Source organism: Algibacter sp. 2305UL17-15 (genome assembly GCF_040720935.1).
Classification (GTDB): Bacteria; Bacteroidota; Bacteroidia; order Flavobacteriales; family Flavobacteriaceae; genus Jejuia.
Genome location: NZ_JBFDAE010000012.1, coordinates 18207 through 34668 on the forward strand (window position 1 = coordinate 18207; position 16462 = coordinate 34668).

General features: G+C 33.2%; 17 protein-coding genes. 9 read left to right on the forward strand and 8 right to left on the reverse strand.

Annotated features, from left to right (window positions below; all coding sequences use genetic code 11):
* Positions 1-6 precede the first annotated feature (6 nt).
* The gene (locus tag ABXQ82_RS13325) at positions 7-531 is read right to left on the reverse strand and encodes a sigma-70 family RNA polymerase sigma factor (protein WP_367060505.1); all 525 of its coding nucleotides are present in this window, start codon (positions 529-531) and stop codon (positions 7-9) included.
* 152 nt (positions 532-683) lie between these two features.
* Between ABXQ82_RS13325 and ABXQ82_RS13330 the strand changes: the two genes are divergently transcribed.
* From ABXQ82_RS13330 to ABXQ82_RS13355, 6 genes are all read left to right on the forward strand, one after another.
* On the forward strand, positions 684-1709 hold the full coding sequence (locus ABXQ82_RS13330; protein WP_367060508.1) for a hypothetical protein: 1026 nt from the start codon (positions 684-686) through the stop codon (positions 1707-1709).
* A gap of 122 nt (positions 1710-1831) precedes the next feature.
* Positions 1832-2221 carry a hypothetical protein gene (locus ABXQ82_RS13335; protein ID WP_367060511.1) on the forward strand — a complete coding sequence of 130 codons (390 nt, stop codon included), beginning with the start codon at positions 1832-1834 and terminating at the stop codon, positions 2219-2221.
* 11 nt (positions 2222-2232) lie between these two features.
* The gene (locus ABXQ82_RS13340; RefSeq protein ID WP_367060514.1) at positions 2233-2976 is read left to right on the forward strand and encodes a T9SS type A sorting domain-containing protein; all 744 of its coding nucleotides are present in this window, start codon (positions 2233-2235) and stop codon (positions 2974-2976) included.
* A 29-nt stretch (positions 2977-3005) separates the two neighbouring features.
* Positions 3006-3857, forward strand: a complete 852-nt coding sequence (locus ABXQ82_RS13345; protein ID WP_367060516.1) for a DUF5777 family beta-barrel protein — start codon at positions 3006-3008, stop codon at positions 3855-3857.
* Positions 3858-3894: 37 nt separating this feature from the next.
* Positions 3895-4251, forward strand: a complete 357-nt coding sequence (locus tag ABXQ82_RS13350) for a hypothetical protein (RefSeq protein WP_367060518.1) — start codon at positions 3895-3897, stop codon at positions 4249-4251.
* Between the two features lie 40 nt (positions 4252-4291).
* A complete protein-coding gene (locus tag ABXQ82_RS13355) occupies positions 4292-4834 on the forward strand; it encodes a YceI family protein (protein ID WP_367060521.1) in 543 nt (180 codons plus the stop codon).
* 46 nt (positions 4835-4880) lie between these two features.
* Here ABXQ82_RS13355 and ABXQ82_RS13360 read toward each other — a convergent pair whose 3' ends face one another.
* The 3 genes from ABXQ82_RS13360 to rpmH form a co-directional block, all read right to left on the reverse strand.
* Entirely contained in the window at positions 4881-8000 is a 3120-nt protein-coding gene (locus ABXQ82_RS13360) for a GEVED domain-containing protein (protein ID WP_367060524.1), read from the reverse strand.
* 203 nt (positions 8001-8203) lie between these two features.
* Entirely contained in the window at positions 8204-11056 is a 2853-nt protein-coding gene (gene carB, locus ABXQ82_RS13365) for a carbamoyl-phosphate synthase large subunit (RefSeq protein WP_367060527.1), read from the reverse strand.
* Positions 11057-11168: 112 nt separating this feature from the next.
* Entirely contained in the window at positions 11169-11330 is a 162-nt protein-coding gene (gene rpmH / locus ABXQ82_RS13370; RefSeq protein WP_290855697.1) for a 50S ribosomal protein L34, read from the reverse strand.
* Positions 11331-11810: 480 nt separating this feature from the next.
* On the opposite strand from rpmH, the gene ABXQ82_RS13375 reads away from it, so the two are divergent.
* A complete protein-coding gene (locus ABXQ82_RS13375) occupies positions 11811-12389 on the forward strand; it encodes a DUF2892 domain-containing protein (RefSeq protein ID WP_367060531.1) in 579 nt (192 codons plus the stop codon).
* Positions 12390-12391: 2 nt separating this feature from the next.
* On the opposite strand, the gene ABXQ82_RS13380 is transcribed toward ABXQ82_RS13375, so the two are convergent.
* A complete protein-coding gene (locus ABXQ82_RS13380; RefSeq protein WP_367060534.1) occupies positions 12392-12823 on the reverse strand; it encodes a PH domain-containing protein in 432 nt (143 codons plus the stop codon).
* Positions 12824-13041: 218 nt separating this feature from the next.
* Between ABXQ82_RS13380 and ABXQ82_RS13385 the strand changes: the two genes are divergently transcribed.
* Together ABXQ82_RS13385 and ABXQ82_RS13390 are read left to right on the forward strand one after the other, a co-directional pair.
* A complete protein-coding gene (locus tag ABXQ82_RS13385) occupies positions 13042-13653 on the forward strand; it encodes a hypothetical protein (RefSeq protein ID WP_367060537.1) in 612 nt (203 codons plus the stop codon).
* A complete protein-coding gene (locus ABXQ82_RS13390) occupies positions 13646-14425 on the forward strand; it encodes a nucleotidyl transferase AbiEii/AbiGii toxin family protein (RefSeq protein ID WP_367060540.1) in 780 nt (259 codons plus the stop codon). The genes ABXQ82_RS13385 and ABXQ82_RS13390 overlap by 8 nt, the downstream gene beginning before the upstream one ends.
* 377 nt (positions 14426-14802) lie before the next feature.
* Here ABXQ82_RS13390 and ABXQ82_RS13395 read toward each other — a convergent pair whose 3' ends face one another.
* From ABXQ82_RS13395 to ABXQ82_RS13405, 3 genes are all read right to left on the reverse strand, one after another.
* Positions 14803-14958 (reverse strand): hypothetical protein, encoded by a 156-nt coding sequence (locus ABXQ82_RS13395; protein WP_367060543.1) that lies wholly within the window; start codon positions 14956-14958, stop codon positions 14803-14805.
* Complete coding sequence (locus tag ABXQ82_RS13400; RefSeq protein WP_367060546.1) at positions 14948-15409, reverse strand: PIN domain-containing protein; 462 nt, start codon at positions 15407-15409, stop codon at positions 14948-14950. The genes ABXQ82_RS13395 and ABXQ82_RS13400 overlap by 11 nt, the downstream gene beginning before the upstream one ends.
* Positions 15410-15526: 117 nt before the next feature.
* Positions 15527-16462 (reverse strand): alpha/beta hydrolase, encoded by a 936-nt coding sequence (locus tag ABXQ82_RS13405; RefSeq protein WP_367060549.1) that lies wholly within the window; start codon positions 16460-16462, stop codon positions 15527-15529.

Below are 16462 nucleotides of genomic sequence, written 5' to 3' on the forward strand. Positions count from 1 at the left end.
TCCTGATTATTTTATATTAAAATTCTCTAAAGTTTCTTTCATCTTGCTAAAAGCACTATAAATTCTATACTCAACAACCTTTTTGGTAACGCCCAATTGGTCTGCTATTTCACTATGCGACTTCCTTTCAACTTTATTTAACAAAAAAGCCACACGCTGTTCTTGGGATAAATTGGACAATGCGTTTTTATATTTTTCCAGAAATTCGCTGTGCTCCATAATAAACTCAGGATGTTCGTTTGTGTGATTTTTTTGGGGATTATTTTGATAGTTTAAAACTACTTTTTGATGTTTTATATCATTAAGTGCCATATTGTTAGCAACAGTAAACAAAAAAGATTTTGCCTTATCCGCGGTCACCCTTTTACAATTGTGCCAAAGCTTGATAAAAGCATCCTGTACCTTATCGTTTGGGTTTACGCGCGTACCATACTTATAGTATAAAAAATCATGTAGATCTTTTGAATACATATTATAAACACGCTCAAAAACTTGCTTTTCGCAAATAGTATGGTTAAGTTTTTTTGGCAACAGCTAGAATAATTTTTCTAAAGGTAAATAAATATTTTAATTATTATTCAGGAGTTTTTAAAAGTCGATTGTTATATAATAAAGTAGAAAAACCTTTCCTTTTCATAAGAATGAATAAAATAGCTCTTTGTGTTAATGTTCTAATTCTTTGCATGCTCTTTGAGTCTTGCAGAAAAGAGGAGCTAGTATTGATTGAAGCTCCTGAAGAAGAAGTATTGGAGGCTAATTCTACTATTGCAGGTTTAATGCAAAAAACTGTGAGTAATGATGGTTCTAATGATAATATTTTAGACAAATCTAATTGCTTCAATATAAAGTTTCCTGTTAGCGTTACAGCAAATGGCGCCAAAATAGATGTAATTTCTAAAAAAGATTACAAGGTTGTTGAATATATTTTTGATGATGACGATGATGATATTGACGTTTTAAACATTATTTATCCAATTACCATAATAATGGAGGATTTTACCGAAATAACCATTAATAACAATTCTGAACTAAACACCTACTCTAGTGGGTGCAATGGTGAAAATGAATTTGATGAAGATATTGAATGTATAGATTTTCAATACCCTATTGAAGCCTCAACATTCAATAAGAATAATGAATTGATAACTGTTGAGACTTTTAAATCGGATAATGAACTTAATGCGTTTCTTAAAAACTTAGATAGTGATAAACTTGTAACCGTAAATTTCCCTATCGAAGTCATACTTTTTGATGAAACCGTAGTTACCATTAATAATTTGCCTGAGCTCGAAAGCACTATCAACGCTCATAAAGACGACTGCGATGAAGATGATGATTATGATTATAATGATGATGATTGTGATGACTGTACTACTGAAGAACTGATTTCCATTTTGACAGATTGTGGTGGTTGGACGGTTGATAAATTGAATAGGGATAACACTAATTACGATAGTGTTTATGACGGCTATAAATTTCACTTCTATCCAAATGGTGGACTAAGAGTGTATTGGGCGGGTCAGAATGAGTATGGCACTTGGGTTGCTTCTGGCACTAAAAACAACATTATTGTTACTATAGATTTACCAGATTTACCGCTTTGCAATAACAATTGGAGACTTCATGAAATAGCTGAATACTCTAAAACAAGAGTAGATTTGCGGGTCACCGATACTGATAGATTGAGATATAACAACCTATGTAACTAAAAATATTAAGCTAGTATTGAGCATCTATGAAAAAGAAAAGATCAATACCGAGGAATTAAAACACTTGGAACTAGCACATCTGCTTCGGTGTTAAAACCGAAGCAGTATTTAACTCAAAAAAAATGAAAAAGAGAATTGGTTTTAGTATTTTACTGATAATAGTAGGCATCTTTTTATATAACTATATATATCAAGACCATAGAGATGTTAAAGCAGAAACGCCAGAGTTTGTGGTTAATTCTAATGATTTAATTTCTCAATTTTCAAACAATTCAGAAGAGGCAGAAAAAAAATTCTTAAATAAAACCATTCAAGTTTCAGGTTTAGTTACAGAAATAAGCAATGAAAAAACTATCGTTATCGACAATAGCATATTTTGTCAATTTAAAAACCCAATACCCCCCAATACTGCTGTACTAAATAAATCAATAGTTATAAAAGGCAGATGCATCGGTTTCGATGATTTGCTGGAAGAAATAAAATTAGATCAATGTTCAATTATTAATAATTAAAATCAAAAGTCATGAAAACAAAATTACTTGTACTGTTATTATTAGGTTTTGCTCTGAGCTTGAAGGCTCAAATTCGATTTATCGAAGTTAATACGTCAACAAACATCATTAAGATTAAAAACTTTGGTGCTTCTACTATTGACATTGGGAGTTATCAATTATGTGATTTCCCTGCATACCCAGCCCTAAACACTCTTACTGTAACTAGTGGTTCTCTAAACTTGGCCGCTGGCGCAGAAGTTACCGTAGATATTTCTAGTGGTATCACAATGAATACCGCAAATGGAGAATTAGGGCTATATATTGGTGGTCCTTTTGGTACAGCTTCCAATATGAGGGATTATATTCAATGGGGCTCTCCAGGACATACTAGAGAAAATGTGGCAAATAATGCTCTTATATGGGTTACTGGCACATTTATATCGCCAAGTGCGCCTTTGCCTTATCAATATACTGGAAATGGCGCCACAAACAATGATGGTGTAGCATACTGGGATCCCACTTTGAGTATAGAAGATTTTGATACCAAAACTAAGTTCTCATTATTCCCTAACCCTGTTGCTTCTAAATTAAACCTGAAATTTTCTAATAATACGGAAAATGAAACAATAACCATTTATAATCTTTTAGGTGAAATAGTATTACGAAAAGAATCAAACACCAATAATTTCTTAGAGATGGATGTTTCCGGTTTAAGCTCGGGTTTATACATGGTAAGAGTTAATACTACAAATAAACGCTTTGTAAAACAGTAAATCAATATCTAACCAACCTTTATTAGCATATGAAAAAGTATTTAATAGCCGCTGTTTTTTTAGTTCCATTAGTGTTTTTTTCGCAAGAGGACTTATTAAATGAAATTGATACAGATTCCGTGATCACACCATACGAAACAGCGGTATTTAAGGGATTAAAAATCGTGAATTTTGAATCCACCAAACTGGTTGCCAAAGACGAATTGAATTTTATTGTATCCCACAGATTTGGAAGCATTAAAAATGGTATCAATACTTTTTTTGGTTTGGATGAAGCCGTAACAAGATTGAACTTTGTGTATGGCGTATCCGATGGATTCAATATTGGCGTATCAAGAAGTTCTCTGTTAAAAATTTATGATATTACTTTTAAATATAGGTTGGTGCGTCAAGAAAAAAATGGGTTTCCTTTTACTATTGTAGGCTATAATGCTATTTTAATAAACACCGCTCTTGATAAAGACAATATGCCTCTCCTAAAGTTTAAACACCGTTTAGGTTACACAACGCAGCTGCTAATTTCAAGAAAAGTGAATACCAATTTATCCTTCGAGCTGGCACCTACTTTTTTTCATGATAACTATGTTGCTGTTGGGAGTCAAAACAACTCGCAATTTGCTTTGGGATTTGGAGGTCGTCATAAACTGGGCAAACGTTGGTCCATAAATGCAGATTATGGTTTACACTTAAATAGAGCGAGTAATTCCCCTTTTAAAAACCCCATATCAATAGGTATGGATTTAGAAACTGGAGGTCATGTATTCCAAATGCATTTTACAAATGCACAACCCATGAACACCAATGGCTTTTTAGGTCAGGGATCTGGAGATTGGGCAGATGGAGATATCTTTTTTGGATTTAACTTAAGCAGACGATTTTAAACATAAACATATTAATAAACACTAAAAATAAATAGCTATGAAATTTAAAAATTTAATTTATGTATGTGCTTTTTCAGTTGTATTATATACCTGTTCTAGTAGTAGTGGAGACGATTTAAATGATGATAAAGGACAAATGCCTGCGGAAAAAGTTACCTACCTCGACGACACTAAATCTATTATTGATAATAATTGCACCCAATGCCATGGTAACACTCCTACAAATGGAGCACCGTTTTCTTTAACCACTTTTGATGATGTAAAAAATAGAATCGACCGAATTATTGCCCGAGTTAATAGCGCTTCTAATCCAATGCCTCCAAGCGGACAAATAAACGCTGATTTAAGAGCTCAAATTGAACAATGGAAAGCTGATGGTTTGTTAGAAAACTAAACTTGGCAGCGTATTTGTACTTACTTATAAAAACAATAAAATGAAAAAGCTACTATACCTCTGTATATTATTATGTCTAAACACATATTCGCAAACCAAGTACATTACAAAAACCGGGACCGTGAATTTTGAAGCTTCTGTTCCTTCTTTTGAGGAAGTTAAAGCGTCCAATAATTCTGTAACAGCTATTATAAATACAGAAAATGGAGAATTTGCTGCTTTGGTTTTTGTTAAAGGATTCCGATTTAAAAATGCCTTAATGGAAGAACATTTTAATGAAAATTACGCAGAATCTGACATGTATCCAAAGGCAACATTCAAAGGAAAAATAGAAAATTTTGATGTTTCTAAATTGAATGAAAAGACCTCCTATAAAATTAGTGGAAAATTAACTTTCCATGGAAAAACAAAGGAACTTAAAGATGTTTTAATTCAGATAACCAAAGAAGGGGACCTCATTAATTTTACTGGAAATTTTAAAGCCTTAGCGTCAGACTATGCTATAAAAATCCCAAAAATAGTGAGTAGTAAAATTGCAGAAGATATTGAAGTCAGTTTTGATTTTAGCATGAAAAAGAAATAAAAATAGCCGCATGTAGCGGCTATTTTTATATATAATTTATATCTTCTTATTTCTTTACAAACTTGAAGATTAAACTAGCTGTATCCGTTTTTAATTTTAAAAAGTAAAATCCACTTGGAAGTTTTGAAACATCAATACCTTCAATAGTATTCACTATTTTTTTTGAATTTAGTTGCTTTCCTGTGATATCTAAAATCTCTAATCTTTTAATTTCAGAATTATTTTTCGATGAAATAGTTAAATAATCTCCAACTGGATTAGGATAAATTTTAAATTGGGACTTTACAAAATCTATAGAATTTAAAGTGTTTGTTACAGTAACCCCATAGTCATCTGCTCTCTGAATAGAGCCACCTCCACATAAGGTTGGAGATTCTAAATATTCAGAAATAACACGCATTCTTAATAACGTTCCCAATGTAGCCGTAGCAGGAGGTGAAATACTTACAGTAGGAGAACCAGTTGCACCTGCCGCGATATCATCTACTAATACTTGCTCATTCTCACCATTACTATTAGAACTTTCAAAGGCTCCGCTATTATCCCAATCAATCCAAACTTCAAGAAATACTGCGCCAGTATTTACTGTTGAAGTTGTATAGTCAACAGTTAAATCATATGAGGTTCCTATATCAAGAGTTGTATTATCAGAGCAAATAAAATTATTTATGGCGTTTGGAGGAATACTCAAATTAGTGTCATTATCAATTGTATTAAAAGAGACATTGGTAACTCCAAGACCAAAACCACTAGGGTTATTGGTAGTATTAAAACTTGTAGGAATACAAGTTGTGGGTTCTACAGCAGCATCAATTATAACAACACTTTCAGTATCTGTACAACCATTTGCGGCTGTTACTGTAACCGTATAAGTTCCTATAGACGTGATAGATGCTGAAGCATTATTGCCCAATCCATTATCCCAACTATAACTAGCACCTCCAGAAGCTGTAACGCTTATAGAAGTTATATCGCAAGTTAGAGCAGTAGTACCAGTATTATTTGTTATTACTGCTGTTGGCAGCGGTTTATTTTCAGTAATTACAATACTTTCATCATCTGTACATCCATTTGAATCTGTAACAGTTACGGTATATGTTCCTGGTTCGGTTACTGAAATTGTAGGCGTTATGCCCATATTGTTATTCCAACTATAACTTACGCCTCCTGTTGCGGTTAAGCTAATTGAAGGTGCCATACAGGTTAAAACTGTAACACCACTATTATTTGTAATGCTTGCTGTTGGCGGTGTGCACGCTGCTTTTATGGTAACACCGTAATCGTCTGCTCGTTGCCCAAATCCGTTTCCACAAACACTAGGAACTGCACTAGCGTTAGAAATAACCCTCATTCTCAGCAACGTGTTTAGGGTTGCAGTTGCGGGTGGGGTTACACTTCCAGAAGGGGTATGAAAACCTCCCGAACCTGATGGTACATTATCAGTTAAAACGCGTTCATTATCTCCATTACTATTAGAGATTTGGAACACCCCATCATTATCCCAGTCTATCCATACTTCTAAATATTGCGAAAAGCCATTTATAGATTCATAAATAACATCCAAATCATAAGAGGTTCCTACATTAACCGTAGTGCTGTTGGAACAAGTGAAATCTTGAATTACAGGATTTACAGGTATAGACGTGCTAGTTGCATTGTTTAAAGTATGAAATGAAACATTAGTTACCCCAGTACCAAAATTGCCATCGTCATTACTGCTTGTAACATTGTTGCATCCCGATGCTCCTGCTATAACTCCAGAACTAGCATTTATGCTTCCCATTTTTGTTAAGCTCGTAGTTCCTTGTGGGTTTGTTACGGCAAGGGTTACATCATAAGTTCCTGCATTATTAAATGTAATGGTAGGGCTTTGAACAGTTGAAGTATATGGTGCATCTACACCATTATCAATGGTCCACAAAAAGGATGCATTATCATAACCACTATTTGTGTATGAATTTGGAGTACAGGCTGATTCATCAGTAAATTCTATAGACTCGCCTAAGCATACGTTGGTTTTATCAGAAGTAAAAAATACAGTTGCAAGAGCAGGAGGTGTTAAAGCTGGACTTGTTAAAAAGGAAGACCTAACTCCGTTAAGTGCAGCCGTAGTTACAGCCCTCTGTCCACCAGTAAACTCTGATGTACAACCTGAGTAATCCATATAGTTATGCATATGATCCTGACGTGTCCCTGTATCCCTTCTAAACCCGGTATCTGGATTTATTTCTTCATCAAAAGTAGGGTCACAAGCATTTGCGTCCATATTATCACAATCATTATAAATTGTATTACCAAAAGCTAGTGTTCTGATATGCTTTGGTGTGTCAGCAATGCCATCGTCACCACCACTCGGACAATTCGTTCCACTATCGTCTCCACTAAAAGTATGCGGCAAATTAAATGCATGCCCCATTTCATGAGCCCATATTGAAGAAGATTCGTTTAAAAAAGTACAAGTTAAAACCACCGATCCATCATTGGGTTGACCATGTGCAGAAGCAAATAATGCATATCCCGCGGTAAATGGACCTGTACTTGAACAATTTTTATTATCAATTTCATCTACCAACCAAACATTATAATATTCGTTTGAATCCCAAATACTGTATTCTTTAAGTGAATTTATACCCCCAGAAGAATCATAATCTGGAAGACCTGTAGAACCACTCAACCTTACACCATCGCTAACATAAGCAGGCACTCCACTCATATCAACACGGTCTATACCATCGGTACAATTACCATTTTCATCTTGAACTGCTAAAACAAATTCAATTTTCATATCTACACCAACACCATCACCTTGTGAACCAGCTACTTTTCTCCAATAATTATTTAAATAACGAAGGCCGTTCTTTACATCTTCGTCTGAAATGTTAGTACCCACGCCTATTGCCTCACCCTTATGCATCACATGTATCACAACGGGCACTTGTAAAATGCCACCTATTAGTGTTCTCTTTTGAGAGCTAATCTTTTGTATGGACTTCATGGCTTTTGTGTGTCTTGCCTTATACAAAGGATTATTATCCATGTTTTGATTATGTAAAAAATCAGTACCACAAAAGTCTGGATTTTCCGGTTGCAGCGTTTGTGCATTCATAAAGAAATTTGAAAAAACGACTGAAAATATCAACAATAAAAAGTAGCTTTTGGTTTTCATTTGGTTAGGTTTAATTAGAGTTTAAAAAGCGAATATATGACATAATTTTATAAAATATCCACAAAAAGCAAAAATATCAGCTGAAATGCTTGTTTTGCATGGTTTTAGATGAATAGACTTTCATAAATAAATCTAAACTATTATTAATTTGTGCAAACAAAAAAAGCCGCAAATTGCGGCTTTTTGATAAAATCTTAAAATACTTATTTACTCAAGTACATTTTTCGTCTAGAATACAAATCGTAAAAGGCGTCATCTTTTAGTCCGTCAATAAATAAGATGCTTTCTCCGGTACTTTTCATTTCTGGCCCCAATTTCTTATTTACATTATGGAATTTATTGAACGAGAATACGGGTTGCTTAATGGCATAGCCTTCCAGTTTTGGTTGGAAATTAAAATCTGTTACCTTCTTCTCTCCAAGCATTACTTTTGTTGCATAATTTACATAAGGCTCTCCATATGCTTTTGCTATAAACGGTACCGTTCTAGAAGCTCTTGGATTGGCTTCGATAATGTAAACCGTATCGTCTTTAATGGCAAACTGAATATTTATCAAACCTACCGTATTAAGTGCCAATGCAATCTTATGAGTATGGTCTATAATTTGTTGCATCACTAAATCACCTAGATTAAAAGGAGGCAATAACGAGTTACTATCCCCTGAGTGAATACCACAAGGTTCAATATGTTCCATGATTCCTATGATATAGACATTCTCTCCATCGCAAATCGCATCAGCTTCAGCTTCAATTGCACCATCTAAATAATGGTCTAGCAGTAATTGATTCCCTGGCATTCTACTTAATAAATCAACAACATGTTTTTCTAACTCTTCTTTGTTGATAACGATTTTCATGCCTTGACCTCCTAATACATAAGAAGGACGTACTAAGATTGGAAAGTCTAATCGATCTGCAATTGCCGAAGCTTCATCTGCAGTAGTTGCAATATCAAATTCTGGATAAGGAATATTATTTTCTTTTAACAATCTTGAAAAATGCCCTCTATCTTCAGCTAAATCTAGAGATTCAAAACTGGTGCCTAAAATCTTAATACCGTATTTCGTTAATTTTTCAGCCAGTTTTAAAGCTGTTTGCCCTCCTAACTGAACAATAACACCTTCAGGCTTTTCATGTTTGATGATGTCATATATATGTTCCCAAAAAACAGGTTCGAAGTATAACTTATCTGCAGTATCAAAATCGGTCGAAACTGTTTCAGGGTTACAGTTTATCATGATGGTTTCGTAACCACATTCAGCGGCAGCTAAAACCCCATGAACACAACAGTAATCAAACTCAATACCTTGACCAATTCTATTTGGACCAGAACCTAAAACGATTACTTTTTTCTTGTCTGTAACAATACTTTCATTATCTGCATAACGCTTACCATCCACAGTTTCCATATCACTTTCAAATGTAGAATAATAATAAGGTGTTTTTGCTTCAAATTCAGCCGCACAGGTATCAACCAGTTTATAAACCCGGTTTACACCCAATTCTTCCCGTTTAGAATATACTTGACTTTCCAAACAACCCAACATGTGCGCTATTTGTCTGTCGCCATACCCTTTTTGTTTCGCCTCAAGCAATAATTCCTTATCAATAGTATCAATAGTGAAAGTTGAAATTTCGTTTCGCAAGAAATGTAACTCTTCATATTGCTTTAAAAACCACATGTCAATTTTTGTAATTTCATGAATTCTACTTAATGGAATTCCCATTGCAATAGCATCATAAATAATAAACACCCTGTCCCATGACGCATTGGTGAGTTTTTCTATAATCTGATCGTAATTCTTGTTTTCTTTGGCATCTGCTCCTAATCCGTTTCGCTTAATTTCAAGAGATTGTGTTGCTTTATGAAGTGCTTCCTGAAAAGAACGACCAATTCCCATAACCTCTCCAACAGATTTCATTTGCAATCCTAATCTTCTATCCGATCCTTCAAACTTATCAAAGTTCCAACGTGGAATTTTAACAATCACATAATCTAAAGTAGGCTCAAATAATGCCGAAGTTGATTTTGTAATTTGGTTTTTCAATTCATCTAAATGGTACCCCAATGCTAATTTGGCTGCAATTTTTGCAATTGGATATCCAGTAGCTTTACTCGCCAATGCCGAAGAGCGCGATACACGAGGGTTTATCTCAATAGCGATGATATCTTCTTTTTCATCTGGAGAAATGGCAAACTGTACATTACATCCACCGGCAAAATCCCCAATATTACGCATCATATGAATGGACATATCGCGCATTTTCTGATAGGTTTTATCGCTTAAGGTCATTGCTGGGGCAACAGTAATGGAATCTCCTGTATGAATCCCAATTGGATCCATGTTTTCTATAGAACAAATAATAACAACATTATCATTTGAGTCTCTAAGTAACTCTAACTCATACTCTTTCCAGCCAATTAAGGCTTTATCAATCATCACTTCATGAATTGGGGAAATCTCTAATCCACGGGTTAATAATTCATCAAATTCTTCCTCTTTGTAAACAAATGAAGCACCTGCGCCACCTAAAGTAAAAGAGGCCCTAATGATTAAAGGAAACCCAAATTCCTGGGCAATTTCCTTACCTTTTAAGAAAGAATTGGCAGTAGCCTGTGGCGCCATTGGAATACCAATTTTAAGCATCAATTCCCTAAATTGTTCTCTGTCTTCGGTAATATTTATGGCATCAATATTAACACCAATGATTTCAACATCAAAATCTTTCCAAATCCCTTTTTCATCGGCTTGAATACATAAATTCAATGCGGTTTGTCCACCCATTGTTGGTAAAACAGCATCAATTTGCGGATGGTCTTTTAAAATTTGAATGATCGATTTTGTAGTCAAGGGCAACAAATAAACATGATCTGCCATAGAAGGATCTGTCATGATGGTTGCAGGATTAGAATTGATCAAAATCGTTTCTATTCCTTCTTCTCTAAGCGAACGTAATGCTTGAGTTCCTGAATAATCAAATTCGCATGCTTGTCCAATTATAATAGGACCTGAGCCAATAATTAGTATCGATTTTAGTTTTGGATTTTTCGGCATTTTTACTGGTTATATGTTGAATTTCAATTTTTTACAAAAATAGTCATCAGTAGATATAAAAAAAGGCGTTACCGTTAAGTAACACCTTTTAATTATCAACAATTGTTAATCATTATTTCTTATGTCTAGATTCAGTTGAAACAGACAATTTTTTTCTTCCTTTTGCTCTTCTTCTAGCAAGTACTTTTCTACCATTGGCAGAAGCCATTCTTTCCCTGAAACCGTGTTTGTTTCTTCTCTTTCTTTTTGATGGCTGAAACGTTCTTTTTGGCATTGTCTTATGTTTTTAAATCTGAATAGTAATTTTTCTGAAATTTTTGACCCGTAGTCAAAACTGGGGGCAAATATACAAAGCTTTTTTATTTCACAAACCTATTTTGAACTTTTTTTTAACAGAAGTAATTTAAACTTTTTTAGGGTGTTAAAAAATGAACTAACAACTTCAAGTTCTCCTATATATCACGGGCTCATTATAATCAACGTTACTTTTTTTTTGGCCACGAATTTTAATAATTGGCACGAATAAGCTAGTTAAAATTTGTGAGATGATTGTTTAAAATGATTGCACGACTAGAAAAATCTAAAGATTTTCAAAAATCACTAAAATTAACAACTTACTGTTTTTATATATTTTTCCTGTTAAACACAAAAAGTTTAAACCAGTTCAGAGAAAAATTTAGTTTCTTTGCAATTCGAAATAAAAAGGGTGGTTTTTCTATGGAAAACAGCCCAAAATCGTAAAATAAACAACAAAATGTACAATAAAATTATAAAGTTAATTATAGCTGCTGGAATTATAGCCTATGCGGTTTATCAATTTACTGAGGGTAATATAGGAAATGGTATTTCACTTATTTTGTTATCAGGAATTTTTATATTTCTTTATTTTAAAAATGAATTCATACTGCTTGCTTTCTTAAGGTTACGTAAACAAGATTTTGCAGGAGCGAAAAAATGGTTGGATAAAATTAAAAACCCTGAAGCGGCTTTAGTAACAAAACAACAGGGATATTATAATTATCTCCATGGTATTATGGTAATGCAAGATAATATGAATGAAGCTGAAAAGTACTTTAAAAATGCGGTGTCATTAGGTTTATCCATGGATCATGATATGGCAATGGCGAAATTAAACCTTGCGGGCATTGCGTTTTCTAAACGCAGAAAACAAGAAGCACAAAAATTATTGTCTGAGGCTCAAAAACTGGATAAACAAGGCATGTTGAGTGAGCAAATTAAGATGATGAAGCAAAATATGAAACAAGCTGTAGGCCCAAATCAACATTATGGCGCAGGTGGTTCTGCTCGGGCTCAAAAAAGAAGAGGCAGATAATACTAAGCTTTTAAGTTGTTTATAATATTCGGATTCACACTTAATAATTCTTCTATAAATTCCATTTTCTCTTTCGGAGATACAATTATTGAATTGTACTCCCCAAATTTCAATTCTATTCTATCGGTCAAAGATGCTGCTGGAGATGATAAAAGAGAATTAGTTTTTGAAACTGATGTGATCTTATCTATTTCCAAATTCTTTTTAAATATGAAACCGCTTCTTATTTTCAAGGTATTATTTTCTATTGTATAATCTGTATTATAAAATGTATAGATTAAGAACAAAAGGGGTAATAAATGAATTAAAGAGACAATTATCACACCTCTTAAACTTGAATCATTACTAAATATGTTAAAATAACTTATGATGCCAAAGAAAATGAAGACGCCAAGCAAAAAGCCATAGCTTATTTTTGATTTATACACTTTCATTCTTAAAAATTGAAATTTAAAGTTAGTAAATTCGAAGTAATAACTGTCCTGTTTTTTTGGAATTCCTCAATATCTTTAAAAGCATTGTTTCCCGTAAATGGCTTATTTACGCATCTCTATCAGGTTGGTCTTAAGTTTGAAATTATTAACACTCATAACGCAGAATAATTTTGTTTTATATTAAAAAAATGTTATTTTTAACACTCTTTTAATATAAAATGAAATACTTAGACTTTGAAAAGACCATGAAGCCGTTTACTATCTTTTCTGTAAAAGATATAAAAAAACGGCACCCAAATTTTGATAATAGACGCCTTGTGGAATGGCAACAAAAAGGGTATATCACCAAAATAAAACGTGGGTTTTATTATTTTAGCGAACAAAAAATAAATGACCATTTTCTCTACTTTGCTGCGAATAAAATTTATGCACCATCTTATGTCTCCTTACAAAGTGCTTTAGCCTATTATGGTTTTATACCCGAGGGCGTTTTTACAACATACTCCATAAGCACCAGAAACACAACAAATTACGATACTAAAGTTACTGCGTTTAAATATAAGCACATAAAAAGTTCTCTCTTTTTTGGCTACAAACTTAAACAAACAGACCGCTATCCCATAAAAATAGCGGATGCCGAAAAGGCCATACTCGATTTTTTTTATATGAATACGCTTAACACAAAAATTGACATTGAAGCCATGAGGTTTAATATGCTTCAGATACAGGAAAAAATAGATTTTAATGTTCTAAAACAATACCAACGCATCTTTAATTCTAAAACTTTAGATAAACGCATAGCACTATTTAAAAACTTACTTAATGCTTAATATAAAAGACATAAAAAGCTATTATCCAAACAACTTACAGGCTTACGAACGCTTTATCCTTAGGGAGTATTTACAATACAAGATTCTGGAAATACTATTTAATAGCGAGTTTAGCAACAAGCTATCATTTTTGGGAGGCACTTGTTTACGTATTGTGCACAATAACACAAGATTTTCTGAAAATTTAGACTTTGATAATTTCAACCTAACTAAAGATGATTTTGCAAGCATTACCGACACTATACATAAAGAACTAGGACAGTTAGGTTATCTCGTTGAAATGCGCAATGTACATAAAGGCGCATACCATTGCTACATACGTTTTCCTGAATTACTTTACAATGAAGGGTTAACAAACCATAGGGAAGAAAAAATTTTAATTCAGTTAGACACAGAGCCTCATAATTTTGCTTATAAACCAGACCAACCTATCCTGAACAAATTTGATGTATTTACCCAAATAAATGCAACACCTAAAAACTTACTGCTTTCTCAAAAATTCTACGCTGTTTTAAACAGAAAAAGAAACAAAGGGAGAGACTTTTTTGATATAGTATTCTTACTAGGACAAAACATAACTCCCAATTATTCTTATTTACATTATAAAACTGGAATTGAAAATCCGGAAGAACTTAAAGCACAAATAATAGAAAAATGCAACACCATAAACATGGAAGATATGGCAAAGGATGTAGAACCGTTTTTGTTTCATATTAAGGACACAAAAAAAATAACACTATTTACTTCTTATCTAGAACAAATAGAACTGTAGAAATTGAATATATAGTTTTCTAAGCGCAGCACAAAAATTATTGTCTGAGGCTCAAAAACTGGATAAACAAGGTATGTTGAGTGAACAAATTAAGATAATGAAGCAAAATATGAAACAAACCGTAGGGCCAAATCAACATTATGGCGCAATTAGTTCTGCTAGGTTTCAAAGGCAAGGAAGGTAATTCTAAGTTTTAGCTTTTTATAAAATTGTAAGTTCAATCAATAAAGGCACCAACTCTTCTTTCAAAGGCAAACTGGGATTATTATAAGTTTCCAAGTTTTTCGCTCTACCTGATTCCACCCGCCCCGATGATTCAGGATTTATAAATAAACTAGAACAAACAAATATTATAAATATTTTTGCTTTGTAATGTGCTATTCAGCCCGTAATTTCGAGCTTTCTTTTTTTAAATATTCCTTAATTTCCTCAAAACTCATTCCTTGCAAGTCTTTTGAAATTCTATCTTTGATTTTTCGAAATGTTTTTACCGTATCAAACTCTTTCTTTTGATTTTCTTCTTTAGTTTTCATAATCGATAATTTCTTTTGGCGAACGTATTTCCAATGTTGGATAATTCATTCTTAAATTTATTGAATTATAGCCCCGTATTCTATAAACGTTCACGATATGTTTAAAATTCCAACTTACTAAAATATCCGCTCTATAAATAGTGGCTGTCGCTATATGGATACAATCATCAAAACTTGTCGCTCCAACCACTTTTTCATCAACATATTTCATTGCGAGGGTTAGGGTTTCGTCCGTGATTTCAACTTTTTCTAAACTCTCTTTTGGTAAGTCTTTAAAATATTCTATTACTTTTTTTGGTGCTTTTACCAGTTCCGTTTCTAACAATTCAGAATATATGCAAATAATTTTTCCGAGTTTAATCCTCTCAAATAATTGCAATGTAAACTCATCAAATTCTTTATCAAATACTCCGCCAAAAACTGAAGTGTCAAGATAAAATCGTTGTTTCATTAAAATATTTTCTTTATAATCAAATTTACGAAATTTTAATTTACAATGATTTGTCCATTTAGCACAGTATTTTGCATGATACTCAACTTAATTAAGTATTACAATTGCTTTAAACCTTCAATTCTTTATAAAATCAATCAATAAAGCCACCAACTCTTCTTTCAAAGGCAAACTGGGATTATTATAAGTTTCCAAGTTTTTCGCTCTATCTAATTCCGAATTCTTTAAAATATGGTTCATGCCTTCAATTATTTTCAACTGTGCTTTTTTATTCGATGTAGCTAATTTTTCAGCATCCAAAACACTCACTTGAATATCGGTTGTGCCTTGAATAATCAATATTGGTTTATCTAATTTCGCCATTTCTTCTTGAGGATTGTACTTAAACCAAGATATCATATAAGGTTGAACGCTTGGTCTAAAAAGCGAGTAGAGCATCTTGGGCACATTCGCAACATGTTCGCCTTTCTCTAGTTTTTCCAGTATTGATAGAGATGGGTTTAAAATATAATCGGGCTGGGATTTTAATTGTGCTTTAAGAATAGTTCCGGCCGGTTCTCCCGCACCAGATATGGAAATATATTTTGAAATATTCTTACTTTGTGAAGCTATCAGTCCTATTAAAGCACCTTCACTATGGCCAGCAATAATTAGTTCTGAAAATTTTTCATTTTGATTTAATGTATCAATCCAACTTTCGACATCTTTAATATAATCTTCAAACCTTAAATCACTTTCGCTCAAAGCTGCTTTTTTACTTTCAGCAATGCCTCTTTTATCATATCTAACTGATGCTATTCCATGATTACCAAGCGCTTCAGCTAACATTTTTAAGCTGTTGTTTTTCATTATTGGATTGTTCCCATCTCTATCGGTTGGTCCCGACCCTGCAATTATTAATACAACAGGAATTTTGCTTGAAGCTAAAGGCATTACTAATGTGCCTTCAATTTTACCCGTTTCGGTTTCCAATATAATAGATGAATCTTCCGTTTGGGAAAAAACAGGAACTGTAAAAATTAATACTATGATAAATGCTAATCTCTTTTTCAT

Excerpts from the sequence above, each read along its gene's own strand:
- ABXQ82_RS13385 (WP_367060537.1), top strand. The coding sequence starts at position 13,042 with ATGAAATACTTAGACTTTGAAAAGACCATGAAGCCGTTTACTATCTTT.
- carB (WP_367060527.1), bottom strand. The coding sequence starts at position 11,056 with ATGCCGAAAAATCCAAAACTAAAATCGATACTAATTATTGGCTCAGGT.
- ABXQ82_RS13350 (WP_367060518.1), top strand. The coding sequence starts at position 3,895 with ATGAAATTTAAAAATTTAATTTATGTATGTGCTTTTTCAGTTGTATTA.
- ABXQ82_RS13360 (WP_367060524.1), bottom strand. The coding sequence starts at position 8,000 with ATGAAAACCAAAAGCTACTTTTTATTGTTGATATTTTCAGTCGTTTTT.
- rpmH (WP_290855697.1), bottom strand. The coding sequence starts at position 11,330 with ATGCCAAAAAGAACGTTTCAGCCATCAAAAAGAAAGAGAAGAAACAAA.
- ABXQ82_RS13400 (WP_367060546.1), bottom strand. The coding sequence starts at position 15,409 with ATGAAACAACGATTTTATCTTGACACTTCAGTTTTTGGCGGAGTATTT.
- ABXQ82_RS13405 (WP_367060549.1), bottom strand. The coding sequence starts at position 16,462 with ATGAAAAAGAGATTAGCATTTATCATAGTATTAATTTTTACAGTTCCT.
- ABXQ82_RS13375 (WP_367060531.1), top strand. The coding sequence starts at position 11,811 with ATGTACAATAAAATTATAAAGTTAATTATAGCTGCTGGAATTATAGCC.
- ABXQ82_RS13345 (WP_367060516.1), top strand. The coding sequence starts at position 3,006 with ATGAAAAAGTATTTAATAGCCGCTGTTTTTTTAGTTCCATTAGTGTTT.
- ABXQ82_RS13340 (WP_367060514.1), top strand. The coding sequence starts at position 2,233 with ATGAAAACAAAATTACTTGTACTGTTATTATTAGGTTTTGCTCTGAGC.
- ABXQ82_RS13380 (WP_367060534.1), bottom strand. The coding sequence starts at position 12,823 with ATGAAAGTGTATAAATCAAAAATAAGCTATGGCTTTTTGCTTGGCGTC.
- ABXQ82_RS13395 (WP_367060543.1), bottom strand. The coding sequence starts at position 14,958 with ATGAAAACTAAAGAAGAAAATCAAAAGAAAGAGTTTGATACGGTAAAA.
- ABXQ82_RS13335 (WP_367060511.1), top strand. The coding sequence starts at position 1,832 with ATGAAAAAGAGAATTGGTTTTAGTATTTTACTGATAATAGTAGGCATC.
- ABXQ82_RS13330 (WP_367060508.1), top strand. The coding sequence starts at position 684 with ATGCTCTTTGAGTCTTGCAGAAAAGAGGAGCTAGTATTGATTGAAGCT.
- ABXQ82_RS13390 (WP_367060540.1), top strand. The coding sequence starts at position 13,646 with ATGCTTAATATAAAAGACATAAAAAGCTATTATCCAAACAACTTACAG.
- ABXQ82_RS13355 (WP_367060521.1), top strand. The coding sequence starts at position 4,292 with ATGAAAAAGCTACTATACCTCTGTATATTATTATGTCTAAACACATAT.